Annotated in this window: 14 protein-coding genes; 4 read left to right on the forward strand and 10 right to left on the reverse strand. The window is 58.8% G+C overall.

All coding sequences use genetic code 11. From position 1 onward, the window contains the following. Window positions 1–30 precede the first annotated feature (30 nt). Window positions 31–1185, reverse strand: coding sequence for a pyridoxal phosphate-dependent aminotransferase (locus tag GOV80_RS01485; RefSeq protein WP_170782589.1), 1155 nt, complete (start codon window positions 1183–1185; stop codon window positions 31–33). Here GOV80_RS01485 and GOV80_RS01490 point away from each other — a divergent pair. Together GOV80_RS01490 and GOV80_RS01495 are read left to right on the forward strand one after the other, a co-directional pair. Beyond that, complete coding sequence (locus GOV80_RS01490) at window positions 1184–2566, forward strand: M48 family metalloprotease (protein ID WP_170782590.1); 1383 nt, start codon at window positions 1184–1186, stop codon at window positions 2564–2566. The genes GOV80_RS01485 and GOV80_RS01490 overlap by 2 nt on opposite strands. Beyond that, window positions 2563–3321: a DsbA family protein gene (locus tag GOV80_RS01495; RefSeq protein ID WP_170782591.1), complete on the forward strand. Its 759-nt coding sequence runs from the start codon at window positions 2563–2565 to the stop codon at window positions 3319–3321. The genes GOV80_RS01490 and GOV80_RS01495 overlap by 4 nt, the downstream gene beginning before the upstream one ends. A gap of 42 nt (window positions 3322–3363) precedes the next feature. Here GOV80_RS01495 and GOV80_RS01500 read toward each other — a convergent pair whose 3' ends face one another. The 4 genes from GOV80_RS01500 to hemA all read right to left on the reverse strand — a co-directional run bounded on the left by GOV80_RS01500 (window position 3364) and on the right by hemA (window position 7884). Continuing rightward, window positions 3364–4032 (reverse strand): DUF1194 domain-containing protein, encoded by a 669-nt coding sequence (locus GOV80_RS01500; RefSeq protein WP_170782592.1) that lies wholly within the window; start codon window positions 4030–4032, stop codon window positions 3364–3366. Between the two features lie 93 nt (window positions 4033–4125). Continuing rightward, on the reverse strand, window positions 4126–5247 hold the full coding sequence (gene ispG / locus GOV80_RS01505; protein WP_170782593.1) for a flavodoxin-dependent (E)-4-hydroxy-3-methylbut-2-enyl-diphosphate synthase: 1122 nt from the start codon (window positions 5245–5247) through the stop codon (window positions 4126–4128). Window positions 5248–5319: 72 nt separating this feature from the next. Continuing rightward, on the reverse strand, window positions 5320–6534 hold the full coding sequence (locus GOV80_RS01510) for a helix-turn-helix domain-containing protein (protein WP_170782594.1): 1215 nt from the start codon (window positions 6532–6534) through the stop codon (window positions 5320–5322). 126 nt (window positions 6535–6660) lie between these two features. Then, window positions 6661–7884 (reverse strand): 5-aminolevulinate synthase, encoded by a 1224-nt coding sequence (gene hemA, locus GOV80_RS01515; protein WP_170782595.1) that lies wholly within the window; start codon window positions 7882–7884, stop codon window positions 6661–6663. A 313-nt stretch (window positions 7885–8197) separates the two neighbouring features. On the opposite strand from hemA, the gene GOV80_RS01520 reads away from it, so the two are divergent. Continuing rightward, window positions 8198–9583: a dipeptidase gene (locus GOV80_RS01520; RefSeq protein WP_170782596.1), complete on the forward strand. Its 1386-nt coding sequence runs from the start codon at window positions 8198–8200 to the stop codon at window positions 9581–9583. Window positions 9584–9715: 132 nt separating this feature from the next. On the opposite strand, the gene lpdA is transcribed toward GOV80_RS01520, so the two are convergent. Beyond that, window positions 9716–11110 (reverse strand): dihydrolipoyl dehydrogenase, encoded by a 1395-nt coding sequence (lpdA, locus tag GOV80_RS01525; RefSeq protein WP_170782597.1) that lies wholly within the window; start codon window positions 11108–11110, stop codon window positions 9716–9718. A gap of 216 nt (window positions 11111–11326) precedes the next feature. Between lpdA and GOV80_RS01530 the strand changes: the two genes are divergently transcribed. Further along, the gene (locus GOV80_RS01530) at window positions 11327–11761 is read left to right on the forward strand and encodes a hypothetical protein (protein ID WP_170782598.1); all 435 of its coding nucleotides are present in this window, start codon (window positions 11327–11329) and stop codon (window positions 11759–11761) included. Here the strand turns inward: GOV80_RS01530 and GOV80_RS01535 are convergent. The 4 genes from GOV80_RS01535 to GOV80_RS01550 form a co-directional block, all read right to left on the reverse strand. Beyond that, window positions 11758–12333, reverse strand: a complete 576-nt coding sequence (locus tag GOV80_RS01535) for a DUF924 family protein (protein ID WP_170782599.1) — start codon at window positions 12331–12333, stop codon at window positions 11758–11760. The two genes, GOV80_RS01530 and GOV80_RS01535, sit on opposite strands and share 4 nt — an antisense overlap. Window positions 12334–12442: 109 nt before the next feature. Next, entirely contained in the window at window positions 12443–13714 is a 1272-nt protein-coding gene (locus GOV80_RS01540; protein ID WP_170782600.1) for an MFS transporter, read from the reverse strand. A gap of 109 nt (window positions 13715–13823) precedes the next feature. Continuing rightward, complete coding sequence (queA, locus tag GOV80_RS01545; protein WP_170782601.1) at window positions 13824–14873, reverse strand: tRNA preQ1(34) S-adenosylmethionine ribosyltransferase-isomerase QueA; 1050 nt, start codon at window positions 14871–14873, stop codon at window positions 13824–13826. A 44-nt stretch (window positions 14874–14917) separates the two neighbouring features. Next, the gene (locus tag GOV80_RS01550; protein ID WP_336510103.1) at window positions 14918–18304 is read right to left on the reverse strand and encodes a YhdP family protein; all 3387 of its coding nucleotides are present in this window, start codon (window positions 18302–18304) and stop codon (window positions 14918–14920) included. Between the last annotated feature and the right edge of the window lie 44 nt (window positions 18305–18348).

Consider the following 18348-nt stretch of genomic DNA (forward strand, 5'->3'; position numbering starts at 1 on the left):
CTAACGCAGCCGCGCCGGTTTGTGAACGCTCTACCCAATATTGCCCCGCTCGGTCATAAAGATACGCAATCGGTCTAGCCCCTCACGGATATCAGAGGTGGAGCGGGCATAGGAAAAGCGCAAGGTGCAGTGGCCGCGTTCGGGATCGAAATCCAGACCGGGCGTGACGGCTACGCCGGCCTTGTCCAAAATCTCGGCCGCAAAGGCGCGGCTGTCGTCGGTTAGGTCGGATACATCGGCATAGACGTAAAACGCCCCGTCCGGTGGTGCGATATTGGTGAACCCGGCCTTGGGCAGACCTTCCAGCATCAAAGCGCGGTTCTGGCGGTAGACGTCCAGATTGGCTTGCAACTCATCCTCGCATTCCATCGCCGCCAGAGCCGCCACCTGACTGGCATGCGGCGCGCAAATGAACATGTTCTGGGCGATCCGCTCAACCACACGCACCTGATCCTCGGGCACGACCATCCAGCCGACACGCCAGCCGGTCATCGAGAAATACTTGGAAAACGAGTTGATCACATAGCATTCATCCGTCAGCTCCAGCGCGGTGACGGCTTTGGCCTCATATTCCAGCCCATGGTAAATCTCGTCGCTGATGAAGGATGCGCCCTGCCCCTGCGCCGCCTCGATCAGCGCGCCCATGGCCGCGTGGTTCAGCATGGTGCCGGTCGGGTTTGCAGGAGAGGCCACCATCAGCCCTTGCAGATCGAGCCCGGCGAAATCCGCAGGCACAGGCTGCAATCGGTTTTCAGGCGCGGTTGGCAAATCAACCGGAACCAAGCCCAGAGCCTTTAGGATCTGACGATAAGACGGGTAGCCCGGAGCGCCGATTCCGACGCGGTCGCCGCTGTCGAACAGGGCCGTGAAGGCCAGCAGAAACGCGCCCGAAGAGCCCGGCGTCACGACAACTCGATTGGGATCTAGATCGACTTTGTACCATTCATCATAAAGCTGCGCGATCCGCTGTCGCAGCGCGGGCATTCCAAGCGCCACAGTATAGCCCAAAGGGTTGTCCTGCATAGCCTTCGCCAGTGCTTCGGTCGCGTCCTTGGGGGCTCCGGTTCCGGGCTGACCGACCTCCATATGGATGATGTGGCGACCCGCCTCTTCGGCCTTTCGTGCGGCCTCCATCACGTCCATCACAATAAACGGATCGACGCCGGACCGGGTTGAGTTTCTCATGCCCATCTCCCATGTTGCTTGTATGGCTTTTGAGCGTGTATCCAGGCTGGCGTCAATCCCGGCCCTGTTTCTATGTGTGATGACTTGGTTCGTCAGCGCAGCTCAAACCAATGCGCAAAGCTTGATCCGCGACCCCGACATCGAAAACGGCCTACGTGAACTGGCCTTTCCTGTGCTGCGGGCCGCCGGGCTGAACACCAATCGGGTGCAAATTCTGGTCGTTTATGACAGCACATTCAATGCCTTCGTTATCGACAACAACGCGATCTATCTGAACTACGGCCTGATCCTGTCCGTGGACACCCCTGAGATGCTGCAAGCGGTGATCGCGCATGAGGCCGCCCATATTGCCAACGGCCATCTCGCCCGCCGGTTCGAAAACCTGAAAGCCGCCAAACGCAATGCCGGGTTGGGAACAGCGCTTGCGCTGGCCGTTGCCGTCGCCGGAGGTGGTGAAGCAGCGGCAGGTATCGCTGCGGGCACCTCGAGCTCGGCCTTGCGCAGTTTTCTGGGGCACACACGGGCCGAGGAATCCTCGGCCGACCGCAGCGCAGCAAGCTATCTGCGATGGGCAGGTATTTCACCCAGCGGGATGGTTGCCCTGCACCAGAAATTCGTGGGTCAGGAGCTGCTGAGCGAGGCCAATCAGGACCCCTATATGCGCTCGCACCCCACCAACCGCGATCGTCTGCGCGCGGCCCAGACGTTTTTAGGGGAATTTGGCGCGTCTGCGGTCCCCAACGCGCAGGCAGAATATTGGTTTGCCCGCGTGAAAGGAAAGTTATCCGCCTTCCTGCGCGCGCCCTCGTGGACATTGCGACGCGCGAAAGAGGAAACCGCGCAAGACATTCGCCTGATGCGCGAGGCGGCGGCCCATCACCAGAACCGCAATCTTGCGGAAGCGAGGGGCGCCATTGACGGCGCCTTGGCCATTCGCCCCGACGATCCTTATTACTATGAACTGAAAGGCCAGATCCTGCTGGAAAACCGTCAGTTGCCCGAGGCCGTTGCGGCCTATGGTCACGCGATGGAGATGGCACCAAACAACGCCTTGATCCTTGCAGGCTACGGTCGCGCGCTTTTAGCACAGGATCGGACGAAAGACGCCCTGCAAGTGCTTGAAAAGGCACGCGCCCGCGACCATCGCAACACTGGCTCTCTGCGAGACCTGAGCGTGGCATATGCGCGGGTCGGCAACACTGGCATGGCCTCAGTCGTTACGGCGGAAAGATATGCCTTGCAAGGCAAGCTTACCGATGCAGGTATTCACGCAAGACGCGCTCTCGGGCAACTACCCGAGGGTTCAACAGGTTGGCAACGGGCACAGGATGTGCTGATTGCCTCGGAAAACGCAAAGAAATCGAAAAGGAAACGGAAATGATCCTCAGACATGCTGCACCGGCCCTTCTGGGGCTTTCCCTGCTTGCCGCCCCGGCGCAGGCGTTGGACCTCAACACCATGAGCGATGCCGAGAGAGAGCAGTTCGGCGCGCAGGTACGTGCCTATCTTCTGGAAAACCCCGAGGTCATCATCGAAGCGATCAACATCCTTGAACAACGCAACGCTCAGGCCGAGGCCGCCGCGGATCAAGAACTGGTCGCAGTCAATGCCGACGAGTTGTTCAATGATGGCTACAGCTGGGTGGGTGGCAATCCCGATGGCGACATCACGCTGGTCGAATTCATGGACTACCGCTGCGGCTATTGCCGCCGGGCCGTCCCCGAAGTGGCCGAGCTGTTGTCCGAAGACGGCAATATCCGTCTGGTGATCAAGGAATTCCCGATCCTGGGCGAAGCCTCGGTGGTCTCTTCCCGCTTTGCCGTGGCCACCAAGCATGTGGCGGGCGATGACGCTTATAAGCTGGTGCACGACGCTCTGCTGGACTTTGGTGGTGAGCCAAACGAGGTTTCTCTGCGCCGTTTGTCGGATGGTCTGGGGCTGGATAGCGATGCCATTTTGGCAGCGATGGACAGCGATCGTGTGACCGATGAGATTAACCAGACCCGCGAATTGGCGCGGCGGATGCAAATCCAAGGCACACCGTCCTTCGTTCTTGGCACCGAAATGCTGCGCGGCTATCTGACTGCCGACCAGATGCTGCAAATTGCAGACGCCGTGCGGGCTGAACAAGGCTAAGTTTAAACACAGGCGGCGCGCAATAGTGCGCCGCCCTATCCCTTACCGATCGGCTACAGCCATCGGAATTTCACGCAGCAATTTTCGCCGAAGGGCTGCGGCATAGTCCTCATACCCTGCCGCAATTTCCACAAAAGCGCCCTGTCCTGAAATGACGTGCTCGACGTAGTAGGCCAGCACCTCGGGCTCTGCCCCCTCGATCACCAGCGCATTCACGGTGACACCTTGCATCACCTGCATCTCGCGCGCGACATGGGGGCGAAAGCCGTTATTGTGTTTGCCGTCCCCTGACACATCTATGACGCGCCGACGGCAATCGGGCCCATAGTCGAACATCAACGCTCCGAACGCGACCGCCGGGCCTATGCCGGTTCCACCCGTTGCACTTCGAGGGGCCGCCAGAACCTCGGCAGCGATCGATTTCAACCCTGCCACCCCTTTGACCAGACGCCAGGCCGAAATCTGCGTCTGCTGGCGCGAGTCTGACCACTCATACACCATCAGGGCCACGCCACCGGGTTGGGCCGAAATCGCCGTTACAACGTCAGGGTCCAGCAACGCAGCGGCGACGCCATCGCGTTGCAACTGATGTTCGGCCTCATCGACGCTGCCCGACACATCCAACGCAAAAGCCAATGCCAATTCACACGCGCGCGCCGCGCCGATGGGAGCGGTCCACATTAGTAGAACAAGGACGAGTGTAGCCTTCATAGGCCCGACTTGGCCCCAGAACGGCGCGGCCTGTCAACACAGACCGGTTCACCCTGTCGAGAACACATCCCTCCCCGGAACCGCGCGCTTGGGTTATTCCGCAGCCTCGGCCGCTGCGTCCAGTTCAGCCGCTTTCTTTTCGACCTGTTCAACGATGTGGTCGATCATCTGATCGTTGGACATCTTGTGGCTGGCCTTGCCCGCCAGATAGACCATACCCGAGCCCGCACCGCCGCCGGTAAAGCCAACGTCAGTCATCAGCGCCTCACCGGGGCCATTCACGACGCAGCCGATGATCGACAGGCTCATCGGCGTCTTGATATGCTCCAGTCGCTGCTCTAGCGCTTCGACCGTCTTAATCACGTCAAAGCCCTGCCGCGCGCAGGACGGGCATGAGATGATGTTCACACCGCGATGGCGCAGGCCCAGTGATTTCAGGATCTCATAGCCCACCTTGACCTCTTCCACCGGGTCCGCGGACAGGCTGACGCGGATCGTGTCACCGATCCCCATCCACAGTAGATTGCCCAGACCAATGGCGGATTTGATGGTGCCGCTGACCAGCCCTCCGGCCTCGGTGATACCCAAATGGATGGGAGCATCTGTGGCCTCGGCAATCCCCTGATAGGCCGCAGCCGACAGGAACACGTCACTGGCCTTCACGCTGATCTTGAAGTTGTGAAAGTCGTTGTCTTCCAGAATGCGGATATGCTCGAGCCCGCTTTCGACCATTGCCTCGGGGCATGGCTCACCATATTTCTCAAGCAAATGCTTTTCCAGCGACCCCGCATTGACCCCGATCCGGATCGAGCAATTGTGGTCGCGGGCGGCCTTGATCACCTCCTGTACCCGCTTTTCGTCACCGATATTGCCCGGATTGATCCGCAGGCAGGCAGCGCCTGCCTCAGCAGCCTCGATGCCGCGTTTATAGTGGAAATGGATATCGGCCACGATCGGTACAGGGCTTTCGCGCACGATCTCTTTCAGTGCCTTTGACGACGCCTCATCCGGGACCGAGACCCGCACAATATCCGCCCCCGCCTCGGCTGCGGCCTGCACTTGCGCTACCGTCGCGGCTACATCCGTGGTCAGCGTGTTGGTCATGGTCTGAACTGCAATCGGCGCATCACCCCCGATGGCAACGTCGCCAACCATGATCTGACGGGATTTGCGGCGATAGATGTTTCGCCACGGGCGCACGTGATTGAGGGACATGAGGGTCGGGTCCAAGACAGCCAGAGTTGCGCCTTTAGATAGTTTGCTTAACCCGCCATCGCAATGGCTAGATCATTCAGACGCGGCAACGGGTTCCTGTGCCTGAAGCTCGGCAACCAAGCGTTTGAGCGCGCTGTTCTGCTCGGCCTCAAGATCGGCGACCGTGTAGTTTTCCGCCACGGCATCCTTGGACAAGACTACGCCTTTAGCCACGGTACCCGGCGCACCGACCGGGCCGAAATGTTCACCGTTCATCGAGAAATAGACCGACCCCGACGCGCCTGCGCGCAGTTGCGGTGGTTCTTCGGTCAGCGGAACCTCGAACGTGTTGCCTTGCTCGACCGTGCCCAGCGTGCCTTCGAAGATGACGCTGCCATCTGCGGCTGTCACGCGCATCCAGGACGGATTGACCGCGACGATCTTGAGCGTGGTGTCCAGTTGCTCGACCACTTGTGGTAGCACCGGGCGTTCAACAGTATGCACCTCGGCCACTTCGATCTGAGGCGGCTCGGGCGGCAGGAAAGTCCCGACCGTACGCGGATCAAGGGTCGAGATCGGAGCGTCACGCGCGACCAGAACCGGTACATCCAGCGCCTGTGGGCGATACAGACGATCCAGCGCCTCGACGCTGGGTGGTTCGATCTCAGCCGTGGTTTCAGTCGATATTGTTGCGCGGGCAACATCCAGAGGATCAAGATCGGACAAAACGACCGGCGCCTGTTCAACCGGGCTGACCTGAACCTGCTGTATTCTGTTCAGCACTGACCAGCCGCCATAGCCGATCCCGCAGATCACAGCCAGCAACACCAGCGATGAGCCGATGGCACGTGGGTCGATCTGGCTGACCAGCGGTTCTTTTCCCGGAATATAGGGTGTATTGGGCGACATGAACGGATCATGGCCCATCGGGCCACGGGCCGGCAGCCCGCCTATAGGCTTGCGCACTACCGACGCTTGCGCAGACATGCCATGGGCCACTTCGAACCCACTTTCCTTGCAAAAAGCGGCAAAGGTTTCATCCGGGTTCATCCCCAGATAGCGTGCATAAGACCGCACATACCCGGCGATAAAGCCGGGTGTGTCAAAAGCGTCGGGGTTTGCTTCTTCAATCGCTGCGATGTAGGTGGCTTTGATCCGCAGTTCGCGTTGAACATCCAGAAGAGACTTGCCCATCGTCGCGCGTTCGCCGCGCATCATGTCGCCAAGTCGGACCTCATAATCGTCATAGCCTTTCGGCCGGACGTCACTGTCCTCATCCGATCCGCGCTGAGATCTGCGCCCAATCATTCCTGCTGCCCCATTCTGCCTACGCGTGTTTCACGCAAGAGCCGAATCATGCCTACCGATTCGTCTGCTACTTTTGTTAGCTTAAGCCTAACACGCTATGAACGCGTTGCACACTTTGGCGTGAGGTTAACCGGCGAGTTCGGCGCGATTTAGCGCACAATGTGACCAAAGTTCGTCCATCGCCTGCACCAGAGCGTTCATTTCATCCGGCCCGTGAACCGGCGATGGAGTGAACCGCAAACGCTCGGTTCCGCGCGGAACGGTCGGGAAATTGATCGGCTGAACGTAGATTCCATAGTCGTCCAGCAGCATATCGCTGAGCTTTTTCGTATGAACCGGATTGCCAACGATCACCGGCACAATATGGCTGCCATGGTCGATCAGCGGCAGGCCCAACCCTTTCAGTCGCAGCTTCAGGATTTTCGCCTGTGTTTGGTGCAGCTCACGCAGTTCCGGGGCAGTCTTCAGATATGCAACCGAGGCCGCCGCACCCGCAGCAACGGCAGGCGGCAGCGACGTGGTAAAGATGAAGCCCGGCGCATAAGAGCGCACAGCGTCACACATTTTCTCGCTTGCCGCGATATAGCCACCCATCACACCAAAGGCTTTGGCCAGCGTTCCGTTGATGATGTCGATCCGATGCGCCAGACGATCCCGCTCGGTCACACCGCCACCGCGGGGGCCGTACATGCCAACCGCATGAACCTCATCAATGTAGGTCAGAGCACCAAATTCATCTGCCAGATCGCAAATTTCTTCGATCGGGCCGAAATCGCCATCCATCGAATAGACGGATTCAAACGCGATCAGCTTGGGAGCGGCCGGATCGTCAGCCTCCAGCAGTTCGCGCAGATGAGCGACGTCGTTATGACGGAAGATCCGCTTGGCGCCACCGTTGCGGCGCACGCCCTCGATCATCGAAGCGTGGTTCAGCGCATCCGAATAGATAATTAGACCAGGGAACAGTTTGGGCAGCGTGCTCAGCGTTGCGTCATTGGCAATATAGGCCGAGGTGAAGAGCAACGCCGCCTCTTTGCCATGCAGATCAGCCAGTTCAGCCTCAAGCTGCTTGTGGTAAACCGTCGTGCCCGAGATGTTGCGCGTGCCACCCGAACCGGCCCCTGCCGAATCCACAGCTTCGTGCATCGCGTTCAGGACAACCGGGTTCTGGCCCATGCCCAAGTAGTCATTGCCGCACCAGACGGTGATGTTCTGTGTGGACCCGTCCGGGCGCGTGTGTACCGCATGCGGGAAATGGCCGTTGCGACGTTCGATGTCGATGAAGGTCCGGTAGCGTCCTTCGTCGTGCAGCCTGGCAATCGCGGTATCGAGCTGAGCAGTATAGTCCACCGGTTTCTCCTTAAAAGCCCGGCCAATCCGCATTGACCGAACATCTTCCCCGACCCCGTTTTCATCCGACGCCGATATGGTCCCAAGTGATCGCACCATATAAGTGAGTCTGGGAATGCTTATTTGATTTGCATCAAATATCGCCTCACATCCTACCCGACAAGTAAACTTACGTCCAAGAAACGCGAGGAAACGACGCAGGGGGCGGTCGCATGCGTCAGTTATTGCGCCTTTTTTGACAGCAAACGGACTGGACGGCAAGGATCGCCCTGTTAGGGTGCCGCCAGAAATCCTTTTGGCCGGAGTCCCCCTCATGACGCTTGACGCAGTTCTCACCCGTATCGACGCCGATCTGCAAACCTCAATCGATCGGTTGATGGAATTGCTGCGCATCCCTTCGATTTCGACTGACCCGGCTTTTGACGCTCAAGTCAGCCAAGCTGCGGACTGGCTGGTAGCCGACCTGAAAACCATCGGCATTCAGGCAGAAAAGCGCGAAACCACGGGCCACCCGATGGTCGTTGGGCATATCGGAGAAGATAACGACGCGCCGCATGTACTGTTTTACGGGCACTATGACGTGCAGCCAGTGGACCCGCTGAACCTGTGGAACCGCGACCCGTTCGACCCGGCCATCGAAGACACCGACAACGGCCCCGTCATCCGGGGGCGGGGATCCTCGGACGATAAGGGGCAGTTGATGACTTTTGTCGAGGCCTGCCGCGCCTGGAAAGCCGTTCACGGCACCCTGCCTTGCCGCATTACTTTTTTCTTCGAAGGCGAAGAGGAATCCGGTTCGCCCTCACTGGTGCCCTTCCTGCGCGAAAACGCGGCCGAGTTGAAAGCCGATCTGGCCCTGGTTTGCGATACCTCGATGGTGTCGCGTGGGGTGCCCTCAATCGCGTCTCAGCTGCGCGGGATGCTCAAGGACGAATTCACCATCGTCGGCCCCCGGATCGACCTGCACTCGGGCCACTACGGGGGACCGGGTCTGAACCCGTTGCGAGAATTGTCGAAGATTGTTGCCTCTTTCTACGATGACGAAACCGGTCGGGTTGCAGTCGACGGCTTTTATGATGGCGTCCACGAGGTTCCCGCTGACCAGTTGCGCCAATGGCAAGACTGCGGTTTCGACGAAGCTGACTACCTGAACTCCGTCGGCTATTCGCAACCGCATGGCGAAAAGGGCTATTCCACCCTTGAACAACAATGGGCGCGCCCGACACTCGAGGTCAACGGGCTTTGGGGCGGGTACAACGGTGCGGGATCCAAAACGGTGATCCCCTCGCGCGCCCATTGCAAGATCACCTGCCGCCTTGTTGGCGATATGGACCCTGACGATCTGCGCAACAAAATCCGCAAACATGTGGAGGATCGCCTTTCGGCAGATGCAACGGTTGAATGGGATAACGACCTTGAAGGCGCCCCGGCTTCGGTGATGAACCTGGATCGCCCCGAATTCGAGGCCGCACGCGGCGCGCTATCGGACGAATGGGGGCGCGAGGCTGTCTTTACTGGCATGGGAGGATCAATCCCGGTCGTTGGATATTTCAGCACCGAATTGGGGCTGGATTCCATGCTGGTCGGTTTTGCCAATGACGACGATGCGATTCATTCGCCGAACGAGAAATACGACGTAAAGAGCTTCCACAAAGGCATCCGGTCCTGGGCCCGTATCCTGCACGCACTGAGCAACTAGGGGCTAAGCGAGGCTCTGCCTCGCGCTCCGGGATATTTAAGGCCAGATGAATGAAGGATTCCCGCTTCATCTGGCTAAAAATATCCCGGGGGAGTCGCGGCTTGCCGCGGCGGGGGCAGAGCCCCCCTTCACTTACATGTGGATCACGCGCCCATAGGCATCCAATACACTTTCATGCATCATCTCAGACAAGGTTGGATGCGGGAAAACTGTGTTCATCAGATCTTCTTCCGTGGTCTCCAATTGACGACCGACTACATAGCCCTGAATCATTTCCGTCACTTCCGCGCCAACCATGTGCGCACCCAGCAATTCGCCAGTTTTGGCATCAAAGATCGTTTTGATCATCCCCTCAGGCTCACCCAAGGCAATGGCCTTGCCGTTGCCGATAAACGGGAAGCGGCCGACTTTGATGTCATAACCCAGTTCTTTGGCCTTGGCTTCTGTATATCCAACTGAGGCGACCTGCGGCTGGCAATAGGTGCAGCCCGCAATGCTTTCGGGTTTGACCGGGTGTGCGTGTTTACCTGCGATCAGCTCGGCGACCATCACGCCTTCATGACTTGCTTTATGCGCCAGCCAGGGTGCGCCGGCGATGTCGCCGATGGCATACAGTCCTTCGACACCGGTCCGGCAGAACTCATCTGTGACCACGTGGGTACGGTCGATTTTCACCCCTAAGGCCTCGAGCCCTAGATTCTCGACATTACCGACAATGCCAACCGCTGAGATTACCGTATCGAAATCGTGCTTTTCGACCTTGCCCTTCACCTCGATATGCGCGGTGACTTTGCCTTTGCCGCGATCAAGCTGCTTGACCATCGCTTTTTCCATGATGGTCATGCCCTGCTTGGTGAAGGCTTTTTTGGCAAAGGCGCTGATCTCAGCGTCCTCGACCGGCAGAACCCGATCCATCACCTCGACCACGGTCGTGTCCGCGCCCAGTGTATTGTAGAAGCTGGCAAATTCGATCCCAATTGCGCCTGACCCGATCACCAACAGCTTTTTAGGCATCCGGGGAGGTTGAAGTGCATGTTTGTAGGTCCAGACCAGATCGCCGTCCGCCTCAAGACCGGGCAACTCGCGCGCTCGCGCGCCCGTCGCTAGCACGATGTTCTTGGCCGTCAGGTCCTCGGTCCCTTTTTTGGTTTTGACCGAGACCTTGCCCTTGGCCGGGATCGTTGCCTCGCCCATCACAACGGTCACTTTGTTCTTTTTCAGCAGATGACCAATGCCGCCTGACAATTGCGCCGCAACCCCGCGCGACCTTTTAACCACCGCATCCAGATCATACCCGATCTTGTCGGCCTTCAGACCAAAATCCTTGGCGCGTTCCATAAGGTGAAACACTTCTGAAGATCGCAGCAGCGCCTTTGTTGGAATACAGCCCCAGTTCAGGCAGATACCGCCCAGGTGCTCACGCTCGACAACGGCCGTTTTCAGACCGAGCTGCGCTGCGCGAATTGCTGCTACATACCCGCCGGGCCCGGCGCCGATTACGATCAGATCAAAAGAGTGTGCTGCCATTGTTCCCTCTCGGCGCAGGTCGTTTCAGAGATTAGTTTACCATTAAACTAACTTCCAAAATGCATCAACAATATCGTCCCGCGGCAAAAGCGACGCAGGGTCAGCGCACAAGATACACGCTGTTTTCAGCCTATACCGCGCAAGACACAATGGCTAGAACATAGATGTCGGGCCCGCCCGGCACTCATTGATTGTATTGTATTGGAAGTTTCGACCATGGCCAGAACGCTGACTGACCTGTTGCTTGCCCTATTGAACGCGACCCTGATCCTGGTGGCCCTGTGCCTGTTTCTGGGGTGGAAGCTCGCCTCGACGGTTGACGATGTCACGACGACCCTCACGGAAAAGGTTCAAATCGTTGCTCCGCTGAAAGAAGAGGTGAAGGGAGTGCGTGGCGAATTGACCGCCCTGCGCAGTGAATTGTCGTCATTACAATCGGCGGCGGTTGTCGCAGACAGCGCCGTCGCCGCACAAATATCGTTGGCCTTGGCCAAGCTTGACCAGCTTGAAACCAAGCTGCAAACGTCACAGGCGCGTATCGCCGATCTCACTGAATCGCCGGATCACTTAATTAATACCGCCATAAACACGACGGCCGACGCAATCGCCGACCGCGTGATTGCCATTCGTGGCTGTGTGCCTTCGTCTTAGTTCGCGGCCTGCAATTCACGGACCGTTGCACCGTAGCCACCCATGTCCACATAGGCGGCTTCGGGCGCGGTCATGGGGCGCGACAAAGCCTCGTTCCGATAGGGGAAGCGACCGAACTGGCGGATCACTTCACGATGGGCCCGCGCGTGTAGCAGATTGCTGGAGTCCGAATTGATGTTCTGACACATCAACCGCACGCAGCGTTCCTGATCGCACAAGTTTTCCGAATGCATCATCGGTAGATAAAAGAATTGCCGCGCGGGTTCGTCGATCTTGAGGTCCCAACCCTTGTCCACCGCGCATTTCGCAGCCGTCAGAGCGGCGCGGTCCGATGCAAAGGCTTTAGCACTGCCTCGGAACATATTGCGTGGGAATTGATCCATCAGGATGATGTAAGCCAATGATCCGCTGGGATAGGTCAGCCATAGCGAGAATTTGCCCTCGCACGCCTGTTCCCATGTGGTCAGGAATTTTTCGCGGATTTCAGCATCAAGCGCCTCATCCTGCTCATACCACCCTTTGGGACCAACTTCATCCAACCAAAAACTCAGTACGTCTTCAGGCCCTGCCATTGCCCAATACTCCGTCTGTTCGCCTCCCCAGGGACGTAACGTCATTTAAGGACGATTTACAGATTTGTTACAGTAACATATTGCAACATATGCGACATAAACCTGTGTCCTAGGCGACTTCCTGCGCATCCTGATCGGCCTCGGCCGCTTCGATGGCCACTTCCTGAGCGACCTCGAACGCAACCGGCGACGCGGTTGGATACAGCGGCGACATGGTGCCGGTCTCGTCAACCGGGATCGCAGCGCGCTGAGTCATGCGGTACATGGTGTAGAGAGCCATAGCGACCAGCAGCGTGGCAATGATCAGGAAAAAACCCGGCGGTCCAAAGATTGCATCTCCCATCAGCCAACCTGTGATCAGCGGACCTGCAATCGCACCCATGCCGTTGATGAAGACAAGACCGCCGGATGCAGCGGCCATATCTTCATTGTTCAGAAAATCGTTCGCATGGGCGATCAACAGGGAATAGAGCGGGTTCGACATGCCTCCGATCACGAAGGCCGAGACCAACAGGACCGGGAACATCGTTCCAAACAACATAGCCGTCACTGCACCACCGGCCCCTGTCAGTGCAACAAGCATGATCAGCAAGCGCCGGTCCATTCGGTCCGAGAACCACCCCAGCGGATATTGTAGCAGAACCGCGCCCACGTAGAACGCCGCCACAAAAGTCGAGATTTCGACCAGCGTCAGCCCCGCGCGTGCGCCATAGACCGCCGCCATGCCGAACTGGGCCGAAAAGACGCCGCCCAACAGGAACATGCCGACACAGCCCAGCGGCGAGTTCCCCATCAATTCACGCAGGGTCATCGGTTTGGTGGTGTCGAAGGCAGGCGTAGGCGAGATCGACAACAGAATCGGCGCAAATGAGACCGAAACAAGGATAGAGGCGATCACAAACGTCTCGTACCCGGACGGGTCCCCCACCAGCACCAAGCCTTGTGCCGTAATGATCCCCAGCATCTGCACGATCATGTAAAGCGACAGCGCCTGCCCGCGGTTTTCATTGTCGGCTGCGTTGTTCAACCAGCTTTCGGCTGTGACATACACACCGGAAAAGCAGAAGCCGATGACCATACGCCCCAAAATCCATGCGATTTCGTTGGTCAGCAACGGGTACATGATCATCACCGCCGAGATGAACGAGGCCAGCGCCGCAAAGACCCGCACATGTCCCACGCGGCGGATCATCTCGGGCGCAAGGCGCGATCCGCCCAGAAACCCAACGAAATAGGCCGACATCACAAAGGACATCTCGAGCGTCGAGAACCCCTCGATTTCGCCGCGCACACCCAGCATCGTCCCTTGCAAGCCGTTGCCGACCATCAAAAGGCCCATGCCAAGAAGAAGCGCCCATGCGCTGGAAAGGACCTGAATCATTGGGGTCTCCGAATTTTGCCGACCAGACGTTTGCCGGTAGTTTCAGATGAAACGTGACGTCGGTCCTGCCTGTCTACGACATTCATGTGTTTTGATCCCGACACCTAATCTACCCAGGGATCAGAAGCGACGCGTCGCCATATGAGAAGAACCGATATTTCTGTTCAATTGCATGGACATACACGTCGCGCATCCGATCCTGCCCCATCAGCGCCGACACCAGCATCAGCAAGGTGGATTTCGGCAGGTGAAAGTTTGTCATCAGCGCATCGGTGACGTGGAACTGGAAACCGGGATAGATGAAGATGTCGGTCTCGCCTTCCCACGGCGCGATTTCTCCGCTGCGTGCGGCGCTCTCGATCAGGCGCAATGCGGTGGTACCGACCGGGATCACGCGGCCTCCGGCAGCCTTGGTGGCGCGGATCTGCTGCGCGGCCTCTTCGCTGACACGACCCCATTCCGCGTGCATCTTGTGGGTTGTCACATCCTCGACCTTGACGGGCAGGAAAGTGCCCGCACCCACATGCAAAGTGACATGACTGAACTCCACGCCACGCGCTTCAATGGCCTGCATCAGAGCGGGGTCGAAATGCAATGACGCCGTGGGGGCCGCGACCGCGCCAGAGTTTCGCGCCCAGATGGTCTGGTAATCGGTCTTGTCTTGCTCGTCTGCAGGACGTTTGGCGGCGATATAGGGCGGCAAAGGCATCGCCCCTGCCTGTTCGAGGGCGACGTCAAAATCCTCACCCGTCAGGTTGAACCTTAGATAGGCCTGCCCCTCTTCGACCCGGTCCAGCGTCGCGCTGAGGTCGTCCGAGAACCGGATATCCTCGCCCGGTTTGACCTTTTTCAACGGTTTGATCAGTGCGGTCCACGTGCCATCCGCCTGCGGTTCCAGCAAGGTGGCCTCGATCGCGGCCGAGACCGGACCCTGCGCGCTGTCGCGGTGGCGGCGACCATTCAGTCGGGCGGGAATGACGCGGGTGTCGTTCAGGACAAGGCGATCCCCGGCCCGCAACCAGCCGGGCAGATCGAACACATGCGCATCCGAAATGGCATTGCCGTGCGCAACCAGCAAACGCGCCGACGACCGAGGGGTCGCGGGCCGCGTGGCAATCAGGTCTTCGGGTAGATGGAAATCAAAATCGCTGAGTTTCATGCGGGCGCATTACAAGGCCCGGCTGGATTCAGCAACAACCCAATTTAGCGGTCCTCGCCGCGGGTCCCAGAGGCTGCTTTCGTGTTGTCCGACTTGACCGGCTGAGAATTCGGCCCGTCCGTCACTTTTGGCGGTGGTGGTCGAAGCAAATTACGCAAGAACAAAGGCGCAAGGCCCGACAAAGGGTTGACCGCAACCTTGGGCGCGGTGAGCGGACCGGTCAGGGAATAGTTGAACCCGATGACCCCTTCACCCTTTTTGGTCAAAAGGCTGCCCACCGCGTTGACCAGGTATATTGGTGAAATCGCGCCGCGCAGGTTCAGCAGCCCATTCGCAAGGTCGACTGTTCCATCGAAGGACAGCCCCATTGAAGGACCAACCGCGCTGCCGCTGAGGACCTTGATCTCGGTCGGTGTGATGCGCATTCGGCTTTCAATTGTCGCAAAAAAGATCCCCTGCCCGGCCATTTCGTCAATCAACCCGACCAGGCTGATTGCGTTCAGCAGGGCCGCCATGGCGGGCGCATCGGTGATCCGCGTGTTCGAGATTTTCAAGTTGGCGTCATAGTCACTGCCGTTGCCGACCGGCTCCAGCGTCATGGTCAGTGTGCCGCCCCGCGCCTGTGTGATTACCCCGGCAGCGCGAAGCGCCTCGCCTGCATCATCCGAGATCAACTCGACCGCGCTGCGTGCACCGCGTGGAGTGATCGTCCCGCGTACCGGGGCACTGCCGTTGATCCGCGCAGTGAAGCCGCCCGTGACACCGCCCGTGGTACGGAAATCGCCCTTGAAACCAGTCAGTGCTATACTTTCCGTCACTTGCAACCGATCCAGAACCACATCCAGATTCGGCCCGTTCCCGGTCCCCCCGCTGCCGCTGCTACCGCCGCCAAAGGTGGCGCCACCCAGATTGACCACCCCGCCTTGCACCCGAATATCAGGCACCGAAGCGCCACGGCTGACCAACTCGGCCGGGACGGCAAGCCAATTGCCCAAATCGAACGAGCTGAACTCGACCTTGTCGAATTCACCATCGTCGCGGAATGAGATCGACGCGGTGCTGCGCAGCCCTGCCGCATCCAGTTTCAGCGAATTGACCCTCAGTTGATCGCCCAACGTCGCGTCGAGCGTCATTCTTCCCTGGGCTTGCCGCCCCTTGCGCCAACCCAACTCAGGGATCGACAGCGCGACACCGACCAGATCCGAAGTCGCCGTCAGCGCGATCGGTTCACCCGCTCCAATTCCCAGATTGATATCGGCTGTACCCTGCCCGGTCAGCATCCCCTGAGGCAGGCCCGCCTTCAATTCGGTCATCAGTCGCGGGGACAGTTCAATCTCGCCCGACAGCAGACTGCGTTGCGGCTCGGTGCCACCGATGGGTTGGCGCCATGTTGCGTGCATGGGCACGTCGCCAAACAGACCATAGCCGCCAATTTCGACAGCAGTTTGATCGCCAGACAATGTCAATCGGTCGGCACTGACCGTAAAACCAGGAACCAGCCGGTCGCTTTTTACATTGTCGATGTCACCGGTGAAATGAAACTCGGTATCTTCGAATTTCAGCCCTTTTATCAACGGCAGGGACAGCGTGCCCGACAGGCTGACATCACCCGCTGCTAAATCAACGGGCAAATTGGCCTTGCTTAGCAATTCCAGCGGCGGCAGGTCCAGAAGTGACAGCGCAGCAGTCGCCTTGCCCTTGGCTTTGATCCGGGCAATCGCAGGCGAGTCCTTTTTGATCGACGTATCGGGGATGATGAAGGACGTCCCCGACGCATCGACCGCGCCCCCTTCGGGGGCCATTACCACCCCGCTTTCGGCCGAGGCGGTGAAGCGGTTTTCCAGGAGGCTTACCCGGCCTTGTGCGTCCTGAATGGGCGGCAGGGTCTTGGCAAATCTGATCTTCGCGTTGTCGAACCCGAAACCCAGATAGAGATCAGGTTTGGTTTCGGGACGGACCCGAAGCGAGAATTCGATGTCCGCGAAATCACCCTCATACAGGTTTTCAGACACCCATAGGCGGGGTTTGGGGGCCAAAATCTCGGGCCAGTAGTTCAAAAGCCGGTCCGAGGTCATCGTATCCAGATGCGCATCCAGAGACGCGACCCACCCGTCGGGTCGCCCAAGTAAGCGCCCCGAGGCCCGCAATGTGTGATCGGCATCCGTCAAGGTCAGTTGTCCCAAACGCAATTCGAACGGCAAAAGTTTCATCTGGAAATCCAGTTCGGCCCGTGCGGATTCCAACGATTCCGGAAACAGGCCGCCGGGATAGATGTCGATGCTGTTGAGCTGCAACTGAGCGGTCAGGCTTTCCAACGCACCGTCTTCGATGCCTTGCAGAAACGCCTTGCCCTCCGCCTGAATGGCTCCAAGGTCCGAGACCACGGACGCCTCGTTAAAATCCAGCACCTGCTGGCTTGGGTCATAGGTGAAATACGTCCGGGCAGACTCGAAGCGAATGGGTTTTGTCTCGGGCGTAGGCTGAACGGCCCCTGCGCCAAGGTTCAGGGTGGCAAACAGCGGGCCCAGCGCGGCTTGATCGTCGATGCTGCCCCGCAAGGACCCTGAAATCGGCGCTTTGAGCACTTGCAGCCAGGCTAGCGCAAGGCTTTGCCCAGCAATATCCTCGGAAGGTAAATCGGTGATCGAAAATCCGAAACTTGCCTGAGGACTACCCAGAAGACTGGTATAATTGGCCTCGATCGAGCTGGCATAGTCCCGCCCGGTCAGAACCGAAAAGCCGGTGGCAAGGCGCATTTCGTCACCGTCGCGTGTGACGGTAATGTGGCCGCCATCGAAAACCCAGGCCCTACCCAGTCGCAAATCCTGGTAGTCCAGCGTCAGCGATTGCAACTCGACCGACCGCAGACCCGACAGGATTGGCGACAGAAACACATCATCCGATTCCTCGATCAGTTCAGCTAGCGTCGGGGCCTGCTGCACCGGAGAGCTGCCGGACCCGACCGTCAGCGACAACGCCCCGTCCTTGTTGCGCGTCAGGGCTATCTGGGCATCTTGCAGGATGATGCGACGCGGGCGGATCTGGCCACGCAACAGGCCGCGCATAGACAGGCGCGTCCGCAAGTCGCCGACCTGCGCGATCTGCTGACCCGCCGCGTCACTGATCGTCACGTCACGTAACCTTAGCCGCGGAAGCCATTGTTCATTCACGAAAAACGTCGCATCACCGAACCGAACTTTCAGCCCGCCCAGCGTCTGATCCAGCCGTTTTTCAGCCTGCGTGCGCATCCATTGGGGCGCGTGTAACTGGTGACCGATCAGAAAGAACCAACCGGCGACAGCCAGCGCGCCAAGCATCAACGTAAAGCCAAGGGTCACATAGGCAACCAGCCGACGGCGCGACCTGCGACGCCGGGGTGTCTTGCTCTGGTCTGCACTTTTGTCGTCGTGCTGCACCAAATTGCTATCCACGCCTTTCAACCCGCTCGCACCGCCCTATGATCACGGGCAGCACT

The sequence above is a fragment of the Ruegeria lacuscaerulensis genome (assembly GCF_013034685.1).
Taxonomy (GTDB): Bacteria; Pseudomonadota; Alphaproteobacteria; order Rhodobacterales; family Rhodobacteraceae; genus Ruegeria; species Ruegeria lacuscaerulensis_B.